Source organism: Citrobacter sp. RHBSTW-00570 (assembly GCF_013739755.1).
Classification (GTDB): domain Bacteria; phylum Pseudomonadota; class Gammaproteobacteria; order Enterobacterales; family Enterobacteriaceae; genus Citrobacter; species Citrobacter braakii.
In genome coordinates this window covers 4,802,252-4,821,115 of the sequence record NZ_CP056399.1, presented here as the reverse complement: position 1 = coordinate 4,821,115, position 18,864 = coordinate 4,802,252, and the positions used below count along the sequence as shown (strand labels likewise).

The window sequence follows — 18,864 nt, the reverse complement described above, 5'->3', positions numbered from 1 at the left end:
CTCTAAATAATTAGAGTGGCGAAGAAACGAGTGTTCTTGCGATTTGCCATATACCCGTGATCATTGAAGATGCTTGATTTTTTTTAGAATCAGGATCATGCTACGAACCATGAAAATTACACTGACTCCTCAACAGAAACTGCAACTCGAACAAATGCACGATATTGAACGTGATAGTCGAGTTTGCGACCGTATTAAGGCTGTTTTGCTGGCTTCTGAAGGCTGGAGTCAGACCATGATTTCACAAGCTCTTCGGATTCATGAATCCACCGTTGCACGTCACCTTAGCGACTACGTTCTTTCTGAAAAACTTAAGCCTGAAAATGGCGGAAGTCAAAGCAAGCTTTCTGCAACTCAAACCATGCACCTAATCGAGCATTTGACTGAGAGAACCTATCCTCATACTCATCAAATTGTCGCCTACGTTAAAGAGACTTTTGGACTTGATTACACTGTCTCTGGTATGAACAAATGGCTTCACCATAACGGTTTTAGCTACAAGCAACCGAAAGGCGTTCCACATAAGTTTGATGAAGCAAAACAACAAGCTTTCATAGATGCTTACGAAGCGCTAAAGGCAAGTTGTGACGAGGATGAATCGATAGTCTTTATCGATGCTGTTCACCCAACCCTATCAACAAAAATATCTCATGGCTGGATACGAACTGGTCAAGATAAAGTGATTGAAACAACGGGAAATCGCAGTCGATTGAACATTCTTGGCGCACTGAACCTGTCAGATATCGGAGCTACTATTATTGATGATTATGAGAGCATTAACAGTGAAACGATAGTTCGCTTTTTCTGTAAGTTAAGAGAGAGTTATCCGTTAGCTCATAAGCTTCATATCATTTTAGATGGTGCGGGATATCACCGTAGTGACTTAGTCAGAGATGCGGCATTTGTCCTTAATATCGAGCTGCATTATCTTCCACCTTACAGCCCAAACCTCAATCCAATAGAGCGGCTTTGGAAAGTAATGAATGAGAAGTCGAGGAACAACGTTTACTTCAAAAGTAAACGGGACTTCAAGGCGGCAATAGACCAATTTTTTACTGTGACTCTTCCAGAGATCGCAGGCTCTTTGGCATCTCGAATTAATGATAATTTTCAGGTTCTCAAGCCTGCATCTTCAAGTTGATTCGGTATATATTGAATATCGCGCGGTTATTATTTATGAACCTGATAGGGCGTCAAATATATAAATGATACAAAATGTTTTTGATTATTTTAATTTAATATGATTTTAATTTAAATAATCGAATGGAAATATCTAATTTATATTTTGTATATATTTTTTTGAATGTATTCGCGCGGGCGCAAAAAAAATGCGGACTCAAGGTCCGCAAAAGTTCACGTTGGCTTTAGTTATTTCGAGTATGAGAGAAACTCTCAAAACGGACAGTAGCTTCAAGGGTTAAAGGGGTACCGTTCCGTTTCTGTGGTGCATTATTAAACAGAAAGCTTGATAGGGATAATCGTTCGTTGCTATTCTACCTATCGCTACGAACTATCGTGGCGATGGAGGATGAATAATGAATATTCGTGATCTTGAATACCTGGTGGCGCTAGCCGAACATCGTCACTTCCGACGAGCGGCAGACTCCTGTCACGTTAGTCAGCCAACGCTGAGCGGACAGATCCGCAAGCTGGAAGATGAGCTTGGCGTCATGCTGCTGGAGCGTACGAGTCGCAAAGTGCTGTTCACTCAGGCAGGTTTACTGCTGGTGGATCAGGCGCGCACCGTGCTGCGCGAGGTCAAAGTGCTCAAGGAGATGGCAAGCCAACAAGGCGAGACAATGTCTGGACCGCTGCATATTGGTTTGATCCCAACGGTGGGGCCATACCTGCTGCCGCATATTATTCCTATGTTGCACCAGACCTTCCCAAAACTGGAAATGTATCTCCATGAGGCGCAGACGCATCAGCTGTTGGCGCAACTGGATAGCGGTAAGCTCGACTGCGTCATTCTGGCGCTGGTGAAAGAGAGTGAGGCGTTCATCGAAGTACCGTTATTTGATGAGCCTATGCTGCTGGCGATCTATGAAGATCACCCATGGGCAAACCGCGACTGTGTGCCGATGTCCGATCTGGCGGGTGAGAAACTGCTGATGCTAGAGGATGGCCACTGCCTGCGCGATCAGGCGATGGGCTTCTGCTTTGAAGCGGGTGCTGATGAGGATACCCATTTCCGGGCGACCAGTCTGGAAACGCTGCGTAACATGGTGGCGGCAGGCAGCGGTATTACCTTACTGCCTGCGCTGGCCGTGCCGCCGGAGCGTAAGCGTGATGGCGTTGTCTATCTGCCCTGCATCAAGCCTGAACCGCGCCGTACGATTGGCCTGGTGTATCGTCCAGGTTCGCCGCTGCGCAGCCGTTATGAACAGCTGGCAGAGGCCATCCGTGGGTCAATGGATGGCCATTTCGACAGTGCGTTAAAACAGGCGGTTTAAGCCATTTAGCGCTGCTACCCGATAGGCTTCCGCCATGGTTGGGTAGTTAAAGGTGGTGTTAACGAAGTATTCGATGGTGTTACCACCACCTTTTTGCTCCATTATCGCCTGACCGATGTGAATAATTTCGGCCGCGCGTTCCCCAAAGCAGTGGATCCCCAGAATCTCTTTCGTTTCGCGATGGAACAGGATCTTCAGCGTTCCGACACTCATACCCACGATTTGCGCACGTGCCAGATGTTTAAACTGGGCGCGGCCAACCTCGTATGGAACTTTCATGGCCGTGAGCTGCTGCTCGTTTTTCCCGACGGAGCTGATTTCCGGAATGGTATAAATTCCGGTCGGGATATCTTCGATCAGATGCGCGGTAGCTTCGCCTTTTACCAATGCCTGGGCGGCAATGCGTCCCTGATCGTAGGCCGCCGATGCCAGACTCGGATAGCCGATCACATCTCCTACGGCATACACGTGCGGCAGCGCCGTCTGGTACATGCTGTTGACCTTCAACTGTCCGCGGCTGTCGGTTTTCAGCCCAATATTTTCCAGCGCCAGCGAATCGGTATTCCCGGTACGGCCATTGGCGTACAACAGGCAGTCGGCTTTCAGTTTCTTACCGGATTTCAGATGCATGATGACGCCGTCATCGCAACCTTCAATCTTCTCGTACTCTTCGTTGTGGCGAATGACCACACCGCTGTTCCAGAAGTGGTAAGAGAGCGAGTCGGACATCTCTTGATCGAGGAACGCAAGCAGGCGATCGCGAGTGTTGATTAAATCGACTTTGACGTCCATTCCACGGAAGATCGACGCATATTCGCAGCCAATTACTCCCGCGCCATAAATCAAAACATGGCGGGGTTCATGGTGCAGGCTCAGGATAGAGTCGCTGTCATAAACCCGGGGATGGGAAAAGTCGACATCTACCGGATGATAGGGGCGTGAACCACAGGCGATGATGAACTTATCCGCGGTCAGCGTTTCCACCGTGCCGTCGTGGCATTCAAGGGCGAGTGTGTGTTCATCAACAAAACGGGCATTTCCCTGCAAAATTTCACAGTGGTTGCGCTCGTAAAACCCTTGCCGCATACGCGTTTGCTGATTAATAACGTTATCAGCGTGGTTGAGAATATCGGCGAAAGAAGAACGAAGGAGTCGGGAGTGGTCGCTGTAAAGTGGGTTCTGATTGAATTCAATAATACGGCTGACGGCGTGGCGGAGGGCTTTCGACGGGATGGTCCCCCAGTGGGTACAGCCTCCGCCGACGTTATGATAGCGCTCAATCACCGCGACGCGCGCTCCTTGCTTAACCAGACCCATTGCAGCGCCTTCGCCGCCGGGACCGGAACCTATTACTATTGCATCGTAATCGTAGGAATGTGACATGGTCAGGCTTACCTGTTCTTATACATAAAAGCAACAGAATAGTAACATCGTTGTCGGGATAACCCAATTATCGTTGTGCTTTTTTGCGAACTCGAAGCACAAACTGCGCGTAAACAATCATTCACAAAGCCATGCCAACCGCCTAATCTCTGGTATAGTGCCAGCAAGGTATGTGGAAGGATTCAGACATCGTGATGGGCGTTAGAGCGCAACAAAAAGAAAAAACCCGGCGTTCGCTGGTAGAAGCCGCATTTAGTCAACTCAGCGCTGAGCGTAGTTTTGCCAGCCTCAGTTTACGCGAAGTCGCTCGTGAAGCGGGCATTGCGCCAACCTCGTTTTATCGCCATTTCCGCGATGTGGATGAACTCGGCCTGACGATGGTGGATGAGAGTGGTTTGATGCTGCGTCAGTTGATGCGTCAGGCGCGTCAGCGTATCGCGAAGGGCGGGAGTGTGATCCGCACCTCGGTCTCAACATTTATGGAGTTCATCGGCAACAATCCCAACGCCTTCCGTTTATTATTGCGCGAGCGTTCGGGAACCTCCGCAGCGTTTCGCGCAGCGGTCGCTCGTGAAATTCAGCACTTCATTGCGGAACTTGCGGACTATCTCGAACTCGAAAACCATATGCCTCGTGCGTTTACTGAAGCGCAGGCCGAAGCCATGGTCACCATTGTGTTCAGCGCCGGGGCAGAAGCACTGGATGTTGGCGCCGAGCAGCGTCGACAGCTGGAAGAACGGCTGGTATTGCAACTGCGCATGATCGCGAAGGGCGCATTTTATTGGTACCGCCGTGAACAAGAGAAGATGACGCATCACTCCGAGTAACGAGAAGGACGAGCAATGAAACAGTCAGGTCAAGATAAAGGTACGCTGCTGCTGGCGCTGGTTGCTGGCTTATCGATCAATGGCACATTTGCGGCGCTGTTTAGCTCCATTGTGCCATTCTCAGTATTCCCAATTATTTCGCTGGTGCTGACGGTTTATTGTCTGCATCAACGCTATCAAAATCGTACGATGCCTGTGGGGTTACCGGGCCTGGCCGCCGCCTGTTTTATTCTCGGCGTTCTGTTGTACAGCACTGTGGTGCGCGCTGAATATCCGGATATTGGCTCAAACTTCTTCCCAGCGGTTCTGTCTGTGATTCTGGTGTTCTGGATCGGCTTTAAAGTGCGTAACCGTAGACAGGAAATCGTGGAGTAATATTTGTAGGCCGGGCAAGCGAAGCGCCCCCGGCCAGGACATCATTTACCTGGCGGTCAGTAATACTCCGCACTCCATATGGTGCGTATACGGGAACTGATCGAACAGAGCCAGGCGTGAAACATTGTGCGTCTGGCTTAACGTTTCCAGGTTCTTACACAATGTCTCCGGGTTACAGGAGATGTACAGAATTCGCGGGTACGCCTGCACCATTTTCTCTGTTTCGCTGTCCAGACCGCTGCGCGGTGGGTCAACGAAAATGGTTTCACACTGGTAACTCTTCAGATCGATTCCCTGCAAACGGTTGAACTCACGAACCCCGTTCATCGCCTGAGTAAACTCTTCGGCCGCCATGCGGATAATTTGTACGTTATCAATATGGTTAGCCGCAATGTTGTATTGCGCAGCAGCCACGGACGGTTTAGCGATTTCAGTGGCCAGCACGCGGTTGAAGTTTTGTGCGAGGGCTAACGAGAAATTGCCATTGCCGCAGTACAGCTCAAGCAGGTCGCCTTTTGATCCCCTGGTGACATCAATCGCCCATTCCAGCATCTGAATATTCATGGCGGCATTCGGCTGGGTGAAGCTGTTCTCAACCTGGCGGTAGATAATCTCTTTACCCGCAACCGGCAAGCGTTCGTCAATGTAATCCTGGTCCAGCTCGATTTTGGTTTTGGTTGCCCGGCCAATCAGATGCACGTTCAGGTTTTGCGCCCGTAACGCATCCCGCAGCGCTTCAGCTTCCTGACGCCATTCATCATCCAGCTTTTTATGGTACAGCATCGATACCACCGCCTGATCGCTCAGGGTAGTGAGGTAATCAATCTGGAACAGTTTGTAGCGCAGGACGTGGTTGTTGCGAACACCGTCGATCATTGCCGTCATCAGCGTGTTGATAAGCTCGCTGGCCGCCGGGAAACTGTCGACGCGGATACGGCTTTTGGTCTGGCTGTCGAACATGATGTGGTACAGATCATCCCCGTCATGCCACAGACGAAATTCCGCGCGCATACGGTAGTGGCTGACCGGCGAGCGAAACACTTCCGGAGCCTGTGCATAAAATGGCGTCATTAAGCTCTGCAGACGCACTACTTTTTCAGCTAACTGGGCGTCGTACTGTTCTGTCGGAAGGTGTTCGGGGGTCATGATGCGTCCTGAAAAATAAAAGTACGCGGGGATTGTAGGGATTGCTCAACAGATGTCCAGTCATTGATGATTTCCGATATTGTGATGCGCGGTCTGGACACCAGGTTGTAACAAACTGTAGCATCCGTTTTCCGGTCCTGTGAGTTAAAAGGGAATCCAGTGTGAATCTGGAGCTGACGCGCAGCGGTAAGGAAGGTAGGAGATGAGCGCACTTGGTGCAGACACTGCGGCTTGCCGTGGGAAGTCATCATCTCTTTAAGTTGCCTCCAAGCCCGAAGACCTGCCGGCTAACGTCGCATCTGGCTTTCATCATCGCGTACTATCGGTGGGACCTGCGGCATCCTTCTTATATTGTGGATGCTTTACAATGATTAAAAAAGCTTCGCTGCTGACGGCGCTCTCCGTCACGGCATTTTCTGGTTGGGCGCAGGATTCAGGCCCGGATACCCTTGTCGTTACAGCTAACCGTTTTCAACAACCGGTAAATACCGTGCTTGCGCCAACGGATATTGTTACCCGCGAAGATATTCAGCGCTGGCAGTCAAAAGATCTTAATGACGTGATGCGCCGTCTTCCTGGGGTAGATATCTCACAGAGCGGCGGAATGGGAAAAAGTTCCTCTCTGTATGTTCGCGGCACCGAAGCGCGGCATGTCCTGGTACTGATTGATGGTGTGCCGATGGCGCGGGCGGGCATTAGTAACGCTATTGATATTGGCCAGCTCCCGGTATCGTTGGTGCAGCGCATTGAATACATTCGCGGACCGCGTTCAGCGGTGTACGGCTCCGGCGCGATTGGCGGCGTCGTCAATATCATTACGATGAGCAATGACGATAAATCGCAGATCAATGCCGGTATGGGAACGGATGGTTACCAGACCTATGATGGCATCATAAATAAAAGGTTTGGCGATACGATCGTAACGGCTGCCGGGGCATATGAGACGACCAGGGGCTTTAACATTCAGCCTGACTCTCCCTATCGCGGTGACAGTGACCGGGACGGCTACCGCAACAAGCTGTTCTGGGGAGGCGTACAGCATAAGTTTAACGATAACGTCTCTGGGTTCTTTCGCGGCTATGGCTATACGGCGAATAGCGATTACGATCAGGGTTCATATGGCTATGTTGGCGGCAATGATGAAGCTCAGAATTACACTCAATCCTGGGATACTGGCCTGCAATACAGTTCTGGCATCTATTCTTCTCAGCTGATCGCCAATTATCAGCACCTGAAAGATTACAACTACAGCAACGAGCTCGGTCGGTATGCGGGGGATGCCTCGCTGGATAACATGGAGCAACGTTATATTCAGTGGGGTAATAGTGTTGAAGTTGGGCACGGGGCGGTTAACGGCGGGGTTGACTGGAAACAGGAAAAGCTGACCTCCAGCAGTACAACGAAGGCCGATACTTACAAACGTGATACCACCGGACTCTACCTGACCGGGCAGCAGCAAATCGATAGCGTCACGCTGGAAGCTTCTGGCCGTGAAGATCATGATGAGCAGTTCGGCTGGCATGGGACATGGCAGACCGCTGCGGGCTGGGAGTTTGTTGATGGCTATCGGGCGACTCTCTCCTATGGCACGGGTTTCCTGGCGCCGTCCCTTGGGCAGCAATATGGCGCGACGCGTTTTGCATCGTCTTATGGGCCTGGCATTGCCGCCAACCCAAATCTGAAGCCGGAAGAATCCAGGCAGTGGGAGGCCGGTATTGATGGACTGACCGGGCCGCTGGATTGGCGTCTTTCTGCATATCATTATAAAGTTCAAAACCTGATCGATTATAAAGATAACCAGTACGTCAATCTGAAGTCAGCCACCATTAAAGGTCTGGAGTGGACTGGAAATATCACCACTGGTCCGGTAGATCACCACCTGACGCTGCAATATGTCGATCCGCGTGATGATGAAACTAATAAGGTTCTCTATCGCCGTGCTAAGCAGCAGGTAAAGTATGAGCTGACCGGGCAAATCTTTGAACTCGGCTGGAATGTAATGTATCAGTACCTCGGCGAGCGTTACGATAACGACTACGACAATAAGAGAGATGTAAAAATGGGTGGGGTTAGCCTGTGGGATCTTGGTGTGTCATATCCAATCACCTCACAGCTGACAGTTCGTGGTAAAATCGCCAACCTGTTCGATAAAGATTACGAGACAGTTTATGGCTACGCAACTGCAGGACGGGAATACACCTTGTCTGGCAGCTACACTTTCTGATCCGCGCCCCACTGTGCTGGTGTTTGATTCCGGCGTCGGTGGGTTGTCGGTCTATGACGAGATCCGGCGTCTTCTGCCGGATCTCCACTATATATACGCTTTCGACAACGTCGCCTTTCCTTATGGAGAGAAGAGCGAGGAGTTTATCGTCGAACGTGTTGTTGAGATTGTGACTGCGGTCCAGCAGCGCTATCCCCTCTCTCTTGCGGTCATCGCGTGTAATACAGCCAGCACGGTATCGCTCCCTGCATTACGTGAGAAATTTGCCTTTCCGGTTGTGGGCGTGGTGCCTGCTATTAAACCGGCGGCGCGACTCACGGCGAATGGTGTGGTGGGACTGCTGGCTACGCGTGCAACGGTGAAGCGTTCATATACCCATGAGTTGATTGCACGGTTTGCTAACGAATGTCAGATAGCGATGCTGGGTTCCGCTGAACTGGTGGAACTGGCGGAAGCGAAGCTGCACGGTGAAACCGTTTCTCTGGAAGAACTGCGTCGTGTCCTGCGCCCTTGGCTGCGGATGTCGGAACCACCTGACACGGTGGTGCTCGGATGCACCCATTTCCCTCTATTACGGGAAGAACTTTTACAGGTCCTGCCTGAGGGGACGCGGCTAGTAGATTCTGGTGCCGCGATTGCGCGTCGTACGGCCTGGTTATTAGAACATGAAGCGCCAGACGCGAAATCAACTGATGAGAATGTCGCATTCTGCATGGCAATGACGGCAGAAGCCGAACAATTATTGCCCGTGCTGCAGCGTTATGGCTTTAAGACGCTCGAAAAACTGGCTGTTTAGACTGTTTTGGTGGAAAAGTAGGCACTCGGAAGATTATTTTAAATTTCCCCTTGTCAGCCTGAAATAACTCCCTATAATGCGCCTCCACTGACACGGAACAACGGATTACAAACCGCCGGGTCAGCGGGGTTCCACTGAGAATCTCGCAGAGAAAAGCAAAAATAAATGCTTGACTCTGAATGAGGAAAACGTAATATACGGGACCTCGCGACAGAGCGCTAAAGCGCGTCGCAACTGCTCTTTAACAATTTATCAGACAATCTGTGTGGGCACTCGAAGATACGGATTCTTAACGTCGCAAGACGAAAAATGAATACCAAGTCTCTGAGTGAACACGTAATTCATTACGAAGTTTAATTCACGAGCATCAAACTTAAATTGAAGAGTTTGATCATGGCTCAGATTGAACGCTGGCGGCAGGCCTAACACATGCAAGTCGAACGGTAGCACAGAGGAGCTTGCTCCTTGGGTGACGAGTGGCGGACGGGTGAGTAATGTCTGGGAAACTGCCCGATGGAGGGGGATAACTACTGGAAACGGTAGCTAATACCGCATAATGTCGCAAGACCAAAGAGGGGGACCTTCGGGCCTCTTGCCATCGGATGTGCCCAGATGGGATTAGCTAGTAGGTGGGGTAACGGCTCACCTAGGCGACGATCCCTAGCTGGTCTGAGAGGATGACCAGCCACACTGGAACTGAGACACGGTCCAGACTCCTACGGGAGGCAGCAGTGGGGAATATTGCACAATGGGCGCAAGCCTGATGCAGCCATGCCGCGTGTATGAAGAAGGCCTTCGGGTTGTAAAGTACTTTCAGCGAGGAGGAAGGTGTTGTGGTTAATAACCGCAGCAATTGACGTTACTCGCAGAAGAAGCACCGGCTAACTCCGTGCCAGCAGCCGCGGTAATACGGAGGGTGCAAGCGTTAATCGGAATTACTGGGCGTAAAGCGCACGCAGGCGGTCTGTCAAGTCGGATGTGAAATCCCCGGGCTCAACCTGGGAACTGCATCCGAAACTGGCAGGCTAGAGTCTTGTAGAGGGGGGTAGAATTCCAGGTGTAGCGGTGAAATGCGTAGAGATCTGGAGGAATACCGGTGGCGAAGGCGGCCCCCTGGACAAAGACTGACGCTCAGGTGCGAAAGCGTGGGGAGCAAACAGGATTAGATACCCTGGTAGTCCACGCCGTAAACGATGTCGACTTGGAGGTTGTGCCCTTGAGGCGTGGCTTCCGGAGCTAACGCGTTAAGTCGACCGCCTGGGGAGTACGGCCGCAAGGTTAAAACTCAAATGAATTGACGGGGGCCCGCACAAGCGGTGGAGCATGTGGTTTAATTCGATGCAACGCGAAGAACCTTACCTACTCTTGACATCCACGGAACTTGGCAGAGATGCCTTGGTGCCTTCGGGAACCGTGAGACAGGTGCTGCATGGCTGTCGTCAGCTCGTGTTGTGAAATGTTGGGTTAAGTCCCGCAACGAGCGCAACCCTTATCCTTTGTTGCCAGCGATTCGGTCGGGAACTCAAAGGAGACTGCCAGTGATAAACTGGAGGAAGGTGGGGATGACGTCAAGTCATCATGGCCCTTACGAGTAGGGCTACACACGTGCTACAATGGCATATACAAAGAGAAGCGACCTCGCGAGAGCAAGCGGACCTCATAAAGTATGTCGTAGTCCGGATTGGAGTCTGCAACTCGACTCCATGAAGTCGGAATCGCTAGTAATCGTGGATCAGAATGCCACGGTGAATACGTTCCCGGGCCTTGTACACACCGCCCGTCACACCATGGGAGTGGGTTGCAAAAGAAGTAGGTAGCTTAACCTTCGGGAGGGCGCTTACCACTTTGTGATTCATGACTGGGGTGAAGTCGTAACAAGGTAACCGTAGGGGAACCTGCGGTTGGATCACCTCCTTACCTTAAAGAAACGTTCTTTGTAGTGCTCACACAGATTGTCTGATGAAAATTAGCAGTAAGAAAATCTCTGCAGGCTTGTAGCTCAGGTGGTTAGAGCGCACCCCTGATAAGGGTGAGGTCGGTGGTTCAAGTCCACTCAGGCCTACCAAATTCGCCTCCGTGCTGTGTTACGGCGATGCTCGCATACTTCAGTATGCTTCGCACCACCGCGCCTTGCCCGGAAACGAATTAGGGTACAGAGATTAGCATTTACGATGGGGTTATAGCTCAGCTGGGAGAGCGCCTGCCTTGCACGCAGGAGGTCTGCGGTTCGATCCCGCATAGCTCCACCATCCCTTACTGCAAAAACACAAGAAAACTTCAGAGTGTACCTGAAAAGGTTCACTGCGAAGTTTTGCTCTTTAAAAATCTGGATCAAGCTGAAAATTGAAACGACACACTGTTTCATTTCTCCGTAAACAAGAAATGAAAAGCGGTGTGTCCGAGTCTCTCAAATTTTCGCAACACTGAAGTGTTTTACGAAACATCTTCGGGTTGTGAGGTTAAGCGACTAAGCGTACACGGTGGATGCCCTGGCAGTCAGAGGCGATGAAGGACGTGCTAATCTGCGATAAGCGTCGGTAAGGTGATATGAACCGTTATAACCGGCGATTTCCGAATGGGGAAACCCAGTGTGATTCGTCACACTATCATTACGTGAATACATAGCGTAATGAAGCGAACCGGGGGAACTGAAACATCTAAGTACCCCGAGGAAAAGAAATCAACCGAGATTCCCCCAGTAGCGGCGAGCGAACGGGGAGCAGCCCAGAGTCTGAATCAGCATGTGTGGTAGTGGAACGGTCTGGAAAGTCCGACGGTACAGGGTGATAGTCCCGTACACAAAAGTGCATGTGTTGTGAACTCGAAGAGTAGGGCGGGACACGTGGTATCCTGTCTGAATATGGGGGGACCATCCTCCAAGGCTAAATACTCCTGACTGACCGATAGTGAACCAGTACCGTGAGGGAAAGGCGAAAAGAACCCCGGCGAGGGGAGTGAAAAAGAACCTGAAACCGTGTACGTACAAGCAGTGGGAGCCTCTTTATGGGGTGACTGCGTACCTTTTGTATAATGGGTCAGCGACTTATATTCTGTAGCAAGGTTAACCGAATAGGGGAGCCGAAGGGAAACCGAGTCTTAACTGGGCGTTAAGTTGCAGGGTATAGACCCGAAACCCGGTGATCTAGCCATGGGCAGGTTGAAGGTTGGGTAACACTAACTGGAGGACCGAACCGACTAATGTTGAAAAATTAGCGGATGACTTGTGGCTGGGGGTGAAAGGCCAATCAAACCGGGAGATAGCTGGTTCTCCCCGAAAGCTATTTAGGTAGCGCCTCGTGAATTCATCTTCGGGGGTAGAGCACTGTTTCGGCTAGGGGGTCATCCCGACTTACCAACCCGATGCAAACTGCGAATACCGAAGAATGTTATCACGGGAGACACACGGCGGGTGCTAACGTCCGTCGTGAAGAGGGAAACAACCCAGACCGCCAGCTAAGGTCCCAAAGTCATGGTTAAGTGGGAAACGATGTGGGAAGGCACAGACAGCCAGGATGTTGGCTTAGAAGCAGCCATCATTTAAAGAAAGCGTAATAGCTCACTGGTCGAGTCGGCCTGCGCGGAAGATGTAACGGGGCTAAACCATGCACCGAAGCTGCGGCAGCGACACTATGTGTTGTTGGGTAGGGGAGCGTTCTGTAAGCCGTTGAAGGTGGCCTGTGAGGGTTGCTGGAGGTATCAGAAGTGCGAATGCTGACATAAGTAACGATAATGCGGGTGAAAAACCCGCACGCCGGAAGACCAAGGGTTCCTGTCCAACGTTAATCGGGGCAGGGTGAGTCGACCCCTAAGGCGAGGCCGAAAGGCGTAGTCGATGGGAAACAGGTTAATATTCCTGTACTTGGTGTTACTGCGAAGGGGGGACGGAGAAGGCTATGTTAGCCGGGCGACGGTTGTCCCGGTTTAAGCATGTAGGCGGAGATTCCAGGTAAATCCGGAGTCTTGTTAACGCTGAGGTGTGATGACGAGGCACTACGGTGCTGAAGTAACAAATGCCCTGCTTCCAGGAAAAGCCTCTAAGCATCAGGTAACACAAAATCGTACCCCAAACCGACACAGGTGGTCAGGTAGAGAATACCAAGGCGCTTGAGAGAACTCGGGTGAAGGAACTAGGCAAAATGGTGCCGTAACTTCGGGAGAAGGCACGCTGATATGTAGGTGAAGTGATTTACTCATGGAGCTGAAATCAGTCGAAGATACCAGCTGGCTGCAACTGTTTATTAAAAACACAGCACTGTGCAAACACGAAAGTGGACGTATACGGTGTGACGCCTGCCCGGTGCCGGAAGGTTAATTGATGGGGTTATCCGTAAGGAGAAGCTCTTGATCGAAGCCCCGGTAAACGGCGGCCGTAACTATAACGGTCCTAAGGTAGCGAAATTCCTTGTCGGGTAAGTTCCGACCTGCACGAATGGCGTAATGATGGCCAGGCTGTCTCCACCCGAGACTCAGTGAAATTGAACTCGCTGTGAAGATGCAGTGTACCCGCGGCAAGACGGAAAGACCCCGTGAACCTTTACTATAGCTTGACACTGAACACTGGTCCTTGATGTGTAGGATAGGTGGGAGGCTTTGAAGTGTGGACGCCAGTCTGCATGGAGCCAACCTTGAAATACCACCCTTTAATGGCTGGTGTTCTAACGTAGACCCGTAATCCGGGTTGCGGACAGTGTCTGGTGGGTAGTTTGACTGGGGCGGTCTCCTCCTAAAGAGTAACGGAGGAGCACGAAGGTTAGCTAATCCTGGTCGGACATCAGGAGGTTAGTGCAAAGGCATAAGCTAGCTTGACTGCGAGAGTGACGGCTCGAGCAGGTGCGAAAGCAGGTCTTAGTGATCCGGTGGTTCTGAATGGAAGGGCCATCGCTCAACGGATAAAAGGTACTCCGGGGATAACAGGCTGATACCGCCCAAGAGTTCATATCGACGGCGGTGTTTGGCACCTCGATGTCGGCTCATCACATCCTGGGGCTGAAGTAGGTCCCAAGGGTATGGCTGTTCGCCATTTAAAGTGGTACGCGAGCTGGGTTTAGAACGTCGTGAGACAGTTCGGTCCCTATCTGCCGTGGGCGCTGGAGAATTGAGGGGGGCTGCTCCTAGTACGAGAGGACCGGAGTGGACGCATCACTGGTGTTCGGGTTGTCATGCCAATGGCATTGCCCGGTAGCTAAATGCGGAAGAGATAAGTGCTGAAAGCATCTAAGCACGAAACTTGCCCCGAGATGAGTTCTCCCTGACCCTTTAAGGGTCCTGAAGGAACGTTGAAGACTATGACGTTGATAGGTCGGGTGTGTAAGCGTAGCGATACGTTGAGCTAACCGATACTAATGAACCGTGAGGCTTAACCTTACAACGCCGAAGGTGTTTTGGCGAAAGAGACATCGAAATTCAGCTTGATTACAGATTACATCGACAGACCCGAGAGGTGTGTTGATAGACAGAATTTGCCTGGCGGCTGTAGCGCGGTGGTCCCACCTGACCCCATGCCGAACTCAGAAGTGAAACGCCGTAGCGCCGATGGTAGTGTGGGGTCTCCCCATGCGAGAGTAGGGAACTGCCAGGCATCAAATAAGTAAAGAAGCCCATCCTGCCGGATGGGCTTCTTTGCGTCTGCAGGGAGTGAGAACTGCCGGATGCGGCGTGCCGCCTTATCCGGCCAGCGTCTGTTATTACCGGATACAGCGCCTGTAAACCTTATTCTGCCTGTGATTGCAGCCTCATCGGTTGCAAAGCAACATCCTAAGCTTCCATAACACAAGCCATCCCGCTGCATATACGGTAAACTAAGCGCGATTTTGCATCAGGAAAGCGTCTATGAATCACTCCCTTAAAGCCTGGAACACCTTCGGTATCGATCAACAAGCTAATGTGCTTGTCTGTGCTGAAAATGCGCAACAACTACTAAATGCCTGGCAATCAGCCAATGCATCACATCATCCAGTGCTAATCCTGGGCGAAGGGAGTAACGTCCTGTTTCTTGATGCCTTCCATGGAACGGTGATCGTCAACCGTATCAAGGGAATAGCGATTACAGAACAACCTGATGCGTGGCATTTGCACGTAGGCGCGGGTGAAAACTGGCATCATCTGGTAGAGCATACGCTGCAGCAAAGCATGCCCGGGCTGGAAAATCTGGCGCTGATCCCCGGCTGCGTGGGTTCATCGCCAATCCAGAATATTGGTGCCTATGGCGTAGAACTGCGGCGCGTCTGCGAATACGTGGACTGCGTAGAGCTTTCGACCGGCAAACATCTGCGCGTCAGCGCCGCAGAATGCCGATTTGGTTACCGTGACAGTATCTTCAAACATGAGTATCAGGATCGTTTTGCGATTGTAGCTGTTGGTCTGCGCTTACCTAAACAGTGGCAACCCGTTCTCACATACGGTGACCTGACGCGTCTTGATCCTGCCACGGTAACGCCTCGGCAGGTTTTTGATTCTGTTTGCCATATGCGCACCACAAAACTGCCCGATCCAAAAGTAAACGGGAATGCGGGGAGTTTCTTTAAAAACCCGGTTGTCACCGCGGACATTGCGCAGGAGCTCCTGGTGAAATTCCCGACTGCACCTCATTACCCGCAGGCTGATGGCTCTGTGAAACTGGCTGCTGGCTGGCTTATCGATCAATGTCAGCTAAAAGGCATGCGCATTGGTGGCGCAGCGGTACATCAGCAGCAGGCACTGGTGCTGATCAATGCAGGCCATGCTACGAGTCAGGATGTGGTGCAACTGGCGCATCACGTACGCCAAAAAGTCGGTGAGAAATTCAATGTCTGGCTTGAACCGGAAGTCCGGTTTATTGGCCCACTGGGTGAAGTGAATGCCGTGGAGATCGTTGCATGAAGGATAATACCGTCCCCCTGACGCTTATTTCATTATTAGCCGATGGCGAATTTCACTCTGGTGAGCAACTCGGTGAAAAGCTGGGAATGAGCCGTGCGGCAATCAATAAACATGTCCAGACGCTACGTGACTGGGGTGTTGATGTATTTACTGTCCCTGGTAAAGGATACAGCTTACCTGAACCTATCCAGCTATTAGATTCATCACTTATTTATTCTCAGCTGGATGGCGGGAATATAACGGTCCTGCCGGTTATCGACTCAACCAATCAGTACCTTATGGATCGAATTGGTCAACTGGAGTCAGGGGATGCCTGCGTCGCTGAGTATCAGCAGGCCGGTCGTGGTCGTCGTGGACGTAAATGGTTCTCTCCCTTTGGCGCCAATCTGTACCTTTCAATGTTCTGGCGACTGGAACAAGGACCGGCAGCCGCGATTGGCCTGAGCCTGGTGATTGGTATTGTCATGGCTGAGGTTTTACGCGATCTGGGCGCGGATAAAGTACGTGTTAAATGGCCGAACGACCTCTATTTGCTCGACCGTAAACTGGCAGGGATCCTGGTTGAACTCACCGGAAAAACGGGCGATGCCGCACAGATTGTTATTGGGGCGGGTATAAACATGTCTATGCGTCGGGTTGAGGAGAATGTGGTTAATCAAGGCTGGATTAATCTGCAGGAAGCGGGTATTACCATTGACCGCAATACTCTGGCTGCCCGGCTGATCCGAGAGCTGCGCGCTGCCCTGGTACTGTTTGAGCATGAGGGCCTGGCGCCGTATTTGTCCCGCTGGAGGGCGCTGGATAACTTTATCGACCGTCCCGTTAAACTCATTATTGGTGATAAAGAAATATTTGGCGTATCTCGTGGAATAGATGCGCAAGGTGCATTACTACTCGAACAAAATGGCGTGATAAAAGCCTGGATGGGTGGGGAAATATCGCTTAGAAGCGCTGAATAATAAGAAGGGGAGCTATGGCTCCCCTTTATTTTTTATTTTCGTAATCTGACTTGCTCAACGGCATGATTGGCGCTTTTCGTCATGATTAAGCTGGCTCGCTCACGCGTTGGTAAAATATTCTGTTTTAAATTCAACCAGTTGATTTCTTTCCATAGCGATGTAGCCGTGTTGATTGCCTCGTCTTCCGACAATTTCGCATAGTTATGGAAATAAGAGTCTGGGTTGGTAAATGCCCCTTCGCGGAATTTCAGGAAGCGGTTGATATACCACGTCTGGAGTAATTCTTCTGGCGCATCAACATAAATAGAAAAGTCGACAAAGTCAGAAACAAATACATGATGTGGATCGTGAGGATAGTCCATCCCGCTTTGTAATACATTGAGCCCTTCGAGGATTAATATGTCGGGCTGGGCAACGGTTTTGTCGCCATCAGGGATCACATCATAGATCAGATGAGAATAGACCGGTGCTGTAACGTTGGGGACGCCAGACTTTAAATCGGAAACGAATTTAACCAGACGGTGCATATCATAGGACTGAGGAAAGCCTTTCTTCTTCATGAGCCCACGATCTTTCAACACCTGGTTAGGATGAAGAAAACCGTCAGTAGTGATCAGCTCAACCTTACGATGCTCGGGCCAGCGACTCAGCAACGCTTGCAACACACGTGCAGTCGTACTTTTGCCGACGGCGACGCTGCCAGCAATGCTAATAATATAAGGAATACGCTCGCCGTTGGTGCCTAAAAATTGCTCCAGCACAGCCTGACGCCGCAGGTTCGAACTGATGTAAAAATTTAGCAAACGCGATAATGGCAAATAAATCTCAGCAACTTCTTCCAGCGATAAGTCTTCGTTAATGCCTTTCAGACGAGCAATCTCTTCCTCGGTCAGAGTCATCGGCACGGAATCACGAAGCGCAGCCCACTGGTTGCGATCAAACTGTAGGTAAGGCGACGTTAACGCTTGCTCTTTTATACTCATACGCATGGTCTGGCTGTCATTGCTATATCAGGTCTGCGGTAAAAAACGAAATCATCCCCGGTACGCAATGGCACGCACATTTCAGTTAATTTGGACAATGGGCAGGAGGGTAACACCAGATGGGAGGGAATAATAAGAAAAAATCGTCCCCTGAAACGCAATGTGACGGCTATTCCAGATGTATAAAGATGCACTTTCTCTCTATTGATAACGGCATGCTGGAGCAAAATGCCTTCTGGGAGCGCGGCTGACGTTGGAAATTTGTTCAATTCGAAGAAGAAATAGATTATTTATCGGTCGTATAGCGCAAAATGTGAGCGATAGAACATTTTATGCAATTTTTTAGTTGCATGAGTGCGCATGTCTCCATAAAATGCGCGCTACTTGATGCCGACTTAGCTCAGTAGGTAGAGCAACTGACTTGTAATCAGTAGGTCACCAGTTCGATTCCGGTAGTCGGCACCATCAAGTCCGGTGGGGTTCCCGAGCGGCCAAAGGGAGCAGACTGTAAATCTGCCGTCACAGACTTCGAAGGTTCGAATCCTTCCCCCACCACCACTTTCTGGCAGCGTTATCGCCGCCTGAGTTGGTTAAAAAATTAATCAGCTCGAATAAAAAAGAGAGAAATCTCTTTTTTATTACAGAAAGAACTGGGTAGCCGAGTTTCAGGATGCGGGCATCGTATAATGGCTATTACCTCAGCCTTCCAAGCTGATGATGCGGGTTCGATTCCCGCTGCCCGCTCCAGACGTGCTGATATGGCTCAGTTGGTAGAGCGCACCCTTGGTAAGGGTGAGGTCCCCAGTTCGACTCTGGGTATCAGCACCACTTCACTTCTCCTTCCCGTTTCTCTCTGTTTA

11 protein-coding genes, 6 tRNA genes, 3 rRNA genes, 1 pseudogene and 1 riboswitch are annotated in these 18,864 nt (G+C 50.8%); of the genes and pseudogenes, 17 read left to right on the top strand and 4 right to left on the bottom strand.

Going from position 1 to position 18,864, the window contains the following annotated elements; translation table 11 throughout:
• Positions 1–109 precede the first annotated feature (109 nt).
• Both HV237_RS22875 and oxyR read left to right on the top strand, forming a co-directional pair.
• Complete coding sequence (locus tag HV237_RS22875; protein WP_102595949.1) at positions 110–1,141, top strand: IS630 family transposase; 1,032 nt, start codon at positions 110–112, stop codon at positions 1,139–1,141.
• Between the two features lie 394 nt (positions 1,142–1,535).
• The gene (gene oxyR / locus HV237_RS22870) at positions 1,536–2,453 is read left to right on the top strand and encodes a DNA-binding transcriptional regulator OxyR (RefSeq protein ID WP_003028858.1); all 918 of its coding nucleotides are present in this window, start codon (positions 1,536–1,538) and stop codon (positions 2,451–2,453) included.
• Here oxyR and sthA read toward each other — a convergent pair.
• Positions 2,436–3,836, bottom strand: coding sequence for a Si-specific NAD(P)(+) transhydrogenase (sthA, locus tag HV237_RS22865; RefSeq protein WP_047357752.1), 1,401 nt, complete (start codon positions 3,834–3,836; stop codon positions 2,436–2,438). The genes oxyR and sthA overlap by 18 nt on opposite strands.
• Positions 3,837–4,027: 191 nt before the next feature.
• Between sthA and fabR the strand changes: the two genes are divergently transcribed.
• Together fabR and HV237_RS22855 are read left to right on the top strand one after the other, a co-directional pair.
• A complete protein-coding gene (gene fabR, locus HV237_RS22860) occupies positions 4,028–4,663 on the top strand; it encodes an HTH-type transcriptional repressor FabR (RefSeq protein WP_003028862.1) in 636 nt (211 codons plus the stop codon).
• Positions 4,664–4,678: 15 nt separating this feature from the next.
• A complete protein-coding gene (locus HV237_RS22855; protein WP_016155292.1) occupies positions 4,679–5,038 on the top strand; it encodes a YijD family membrane protein in 360 nt (119 codons plus the stop codon).
• A gap of 45 nt (positions 5,039–5,083) precedes the next feature.
• Here the strand turns inward: HV237_RS22855 and trmA are convergent, their stop codons facing one another.
• The gene (trmA, locus tag HV237_RS22850) at positions 5,084–6,184 is read right to left on the bottom strand and encodes a tRNA (uridine(54)-C5)-methyltransferase TrmA (RefSeq protein ID WP_181541636.1); all 1,101 of its coding nucleotides are present in this window, start codon (positions 6,182–6,184) and stop codon (positions 5,084–5,086) included.
• Between the two features lie 115 nt (positions 6,185–6,299).
• Positions 6,300–6,487: riboswitch (cobalamin riboswitch) on the top strand.
• A gap of 64 nt (positions 6,488–6,551) precedes the next feature.
• Between trmA and btuB the strand changes: the two genes are divergently transcribed.
• From btuB to birA, 9 genes are all read left to right on the top strand, one after another.
• A complete protein-coding gene (gene btuB / locus HV237_RS22845) occupies positions 6,552–8,408 on the top strand; it encodes a TonB-dependent vitamin B12 receptor BtuB (protein ID WP_046276417.1) in 1,857 nt (618 codons plus the stop codon).
• The gene (gene murI, locus HV237_RS22840; RefSeq protein ID WP_016157938.1) at positions 8,353–9,204 is read left to right on the top strand and encodes a glutamate racemase; all 852 of its coding nucleotides are present in this window, start codon (positions 8,353–8,355) and stop codon (positions 9,202–9,204) included. The genes btuB and murI overlap by 56 nt, the downstream gene beginning before the upstream one ends.
• Positions 9,205–9,579: 375 nt before the next feature.
• Positions 9,580–11,121 (top strand): 16S ribosomal RNA (locus HV237_RS22835).
• 71 nt (positions 11,122–11,192) lie between these two features.
• Positions 11,193–11,269, top strand: a tRNA-Ile gene (locus tag HV237_RS22830).
• Positions 11,270–11,377: 108 nt separating this feature from the next.
• A tRNA-Ala gene (locus HV237_RS22825) sits at positions 11,378–11,453 on the top strand.
• A 208-nt stretch (positions 11,454–11,661) separates the two neighbouring features.
• Positions 11,662–14,568: ribosomal RNA gene (locus tag HV237_RS22820) — 23S ribosomal RNA — on the top strand.
• A gap of 98 nt (positions 14,569–14,666) precedes the next feature.
• Positions 14,667–14,782 (top strand): 5S ribosomal RNA (rrf, locus tag HV237_RS22815).
• The 16S, 23S and 5S rRNA genes sit together here with 2 tRNA genes alongside, the layout of an rRNA operon.
• Before the next feature lie 251 nt (positions 14,783–15,033).
• Positions 15,034–16,062, top strand: coding sequence for a UDP-N-acetylmuramate dehydrogenase (murB, locus tag HV237_RS22810; protein ID WP_047359268.1), 1,029 nt, complete (start codon positions 15,034–15,036; stop codon positions 16,060–16,062).
• Complete coding sequence (gene birA, locus HV237_RS22805) at positions 16,059–17,021, top strand: bifunctional biotin--[acetyl-CoA-carboxylase] ligase/biotin operon repressor BirA (RefSeq protein ID WP_047359269.1); 963 nt, start codon at positions 16,059–16,061, stop codon at positions 17,019–17,021. Before murB ends, birA begins: the two co-directional genes overlap by 4 nt.
• Positions 17,022–17,053: 32 nt before the next feature.
• Here birA and coaA read toward each other — a convergent pair whose 3' ends face one another.
• Complete coding sequence (coaA, locus tag HV237_RS22800; protein ID WP_003031107.1) at positions 17,054–18,004, bottom strand: type I pantothenate kinase; 951 nt, start codon at positions 18,002–18,004, stop codon at positions 17,054–17,056.
• A gap of 301 nt (positions 18,005–18,305) precedes the next feature.
• Positions 18,306–18,374, bottom strand: a pseudogene (locus tag HV237_RS26255) (hypothetical protein); the annotation flags it as partial.
• 19 nt (positions 18,375–18,393) lie between these two features.
• Between HV237_RS26255 and HV237_RS22795 the strand changes: the two are divergent.
• The 4 genes from HV237_RS22795 (at position 18,394) to HV237_RS22780 (ending at position 18,832) form a co-directional block, all read left to right on the top strand.
• A tRNA-Thr gene (locus HV237_RS22795) sits at positions 18,394–18,469 on the top strand.
• Between the two features lie 8 nt (positions 18,470–18,477).
• Positions 18,478–18,562: transfer RNA gene (locus HV237_RS22790), tRNA-Tyr, on the top strand.
• Between the two features lie 114 nt (positions 18,563–18,676).
• Positions 18,677–18,751 (top strand) — tRNA-Gly (locus HV237_RS22785).
• 5 nt (positions 18,752–18,756) lie between these two features.
• Positions 18,757–18,832: transfer RNA gene (locus HV237_RS22780), tRNA-Thr, on the top strand.
• The last annotated feature ends 32 nt before the right edge of the window (positions 18,833–18,864 follow it).

Excerpts from the sequence above, each read along its gene's own strand:
- HV237_RS22855 (WP_016155292.1), top strand. The coding sequence starts at position 4,679 with ATGAAACAGTCAGGTCAAGATAAAGGTACGCTGCTGCTGGCGCTGGTT.
- sthA (WP_047357752.1), bottom strand. The coding sequence starts at position 3,836 with ATGTCACATTCCTACGATTACGATGCAATAGTAATAGGTTCCGGTCCC.
- btuB (WP_046276417.1), top strand. The coding sequence starts at position 6,552 with ATGATTAAAAAAGCTTCGCTGCTGACGGCGCTCTCCGTCACGGCATTT.
- murB (WP_047359268.1), top strand. The coding sequence starts at position 15,034 with ATGAATCACTCCCTTAAAGCCTGGAACACCTTCGGTATCGATCAACAA.
- coaA (WP_003031107.1), bottom strand. The coding sequence starts at position 18,004 with ATGAGTATAAAAGAGCAAGCGTTAACGTCGCCTTACCTACAGTTTGAT.
- oxyR (WP_003028858.1), top strand. The coding sequence starts at position 1,536 with ATGAATATTCGTGATCTTGAATACCTGGTGGCGCTAGCCGAACATCGT.
- murI (WP_016157938.1), top strand. The coding sequence starts at position 8,353 with ATGGCTACGCAACTGCAGGACGGGAATACACCTTGTCTGGCAGCTACA.
- HV237_RS22875 (WP_102595949.1), top strand. The coding sequence starts at position 110 with ATGAAAATTACACTGACTCCTCAACAGAAACTGCAACTCGAACAAATG.
- birA (WP_047359269.1), top strand. The coding sequence starts at position 16,059 with ATGAAGGATAATACCGTCCCCCTGACGCTTATTTCATTATTAGCCGAT.
- trmA (WP_181541636.1), bottom strand. The coding sequence starts at position 6,184 with ATGACCCCCGAACACCTTCCGACAGAACAGTACGACGCCCAGTTAGCT.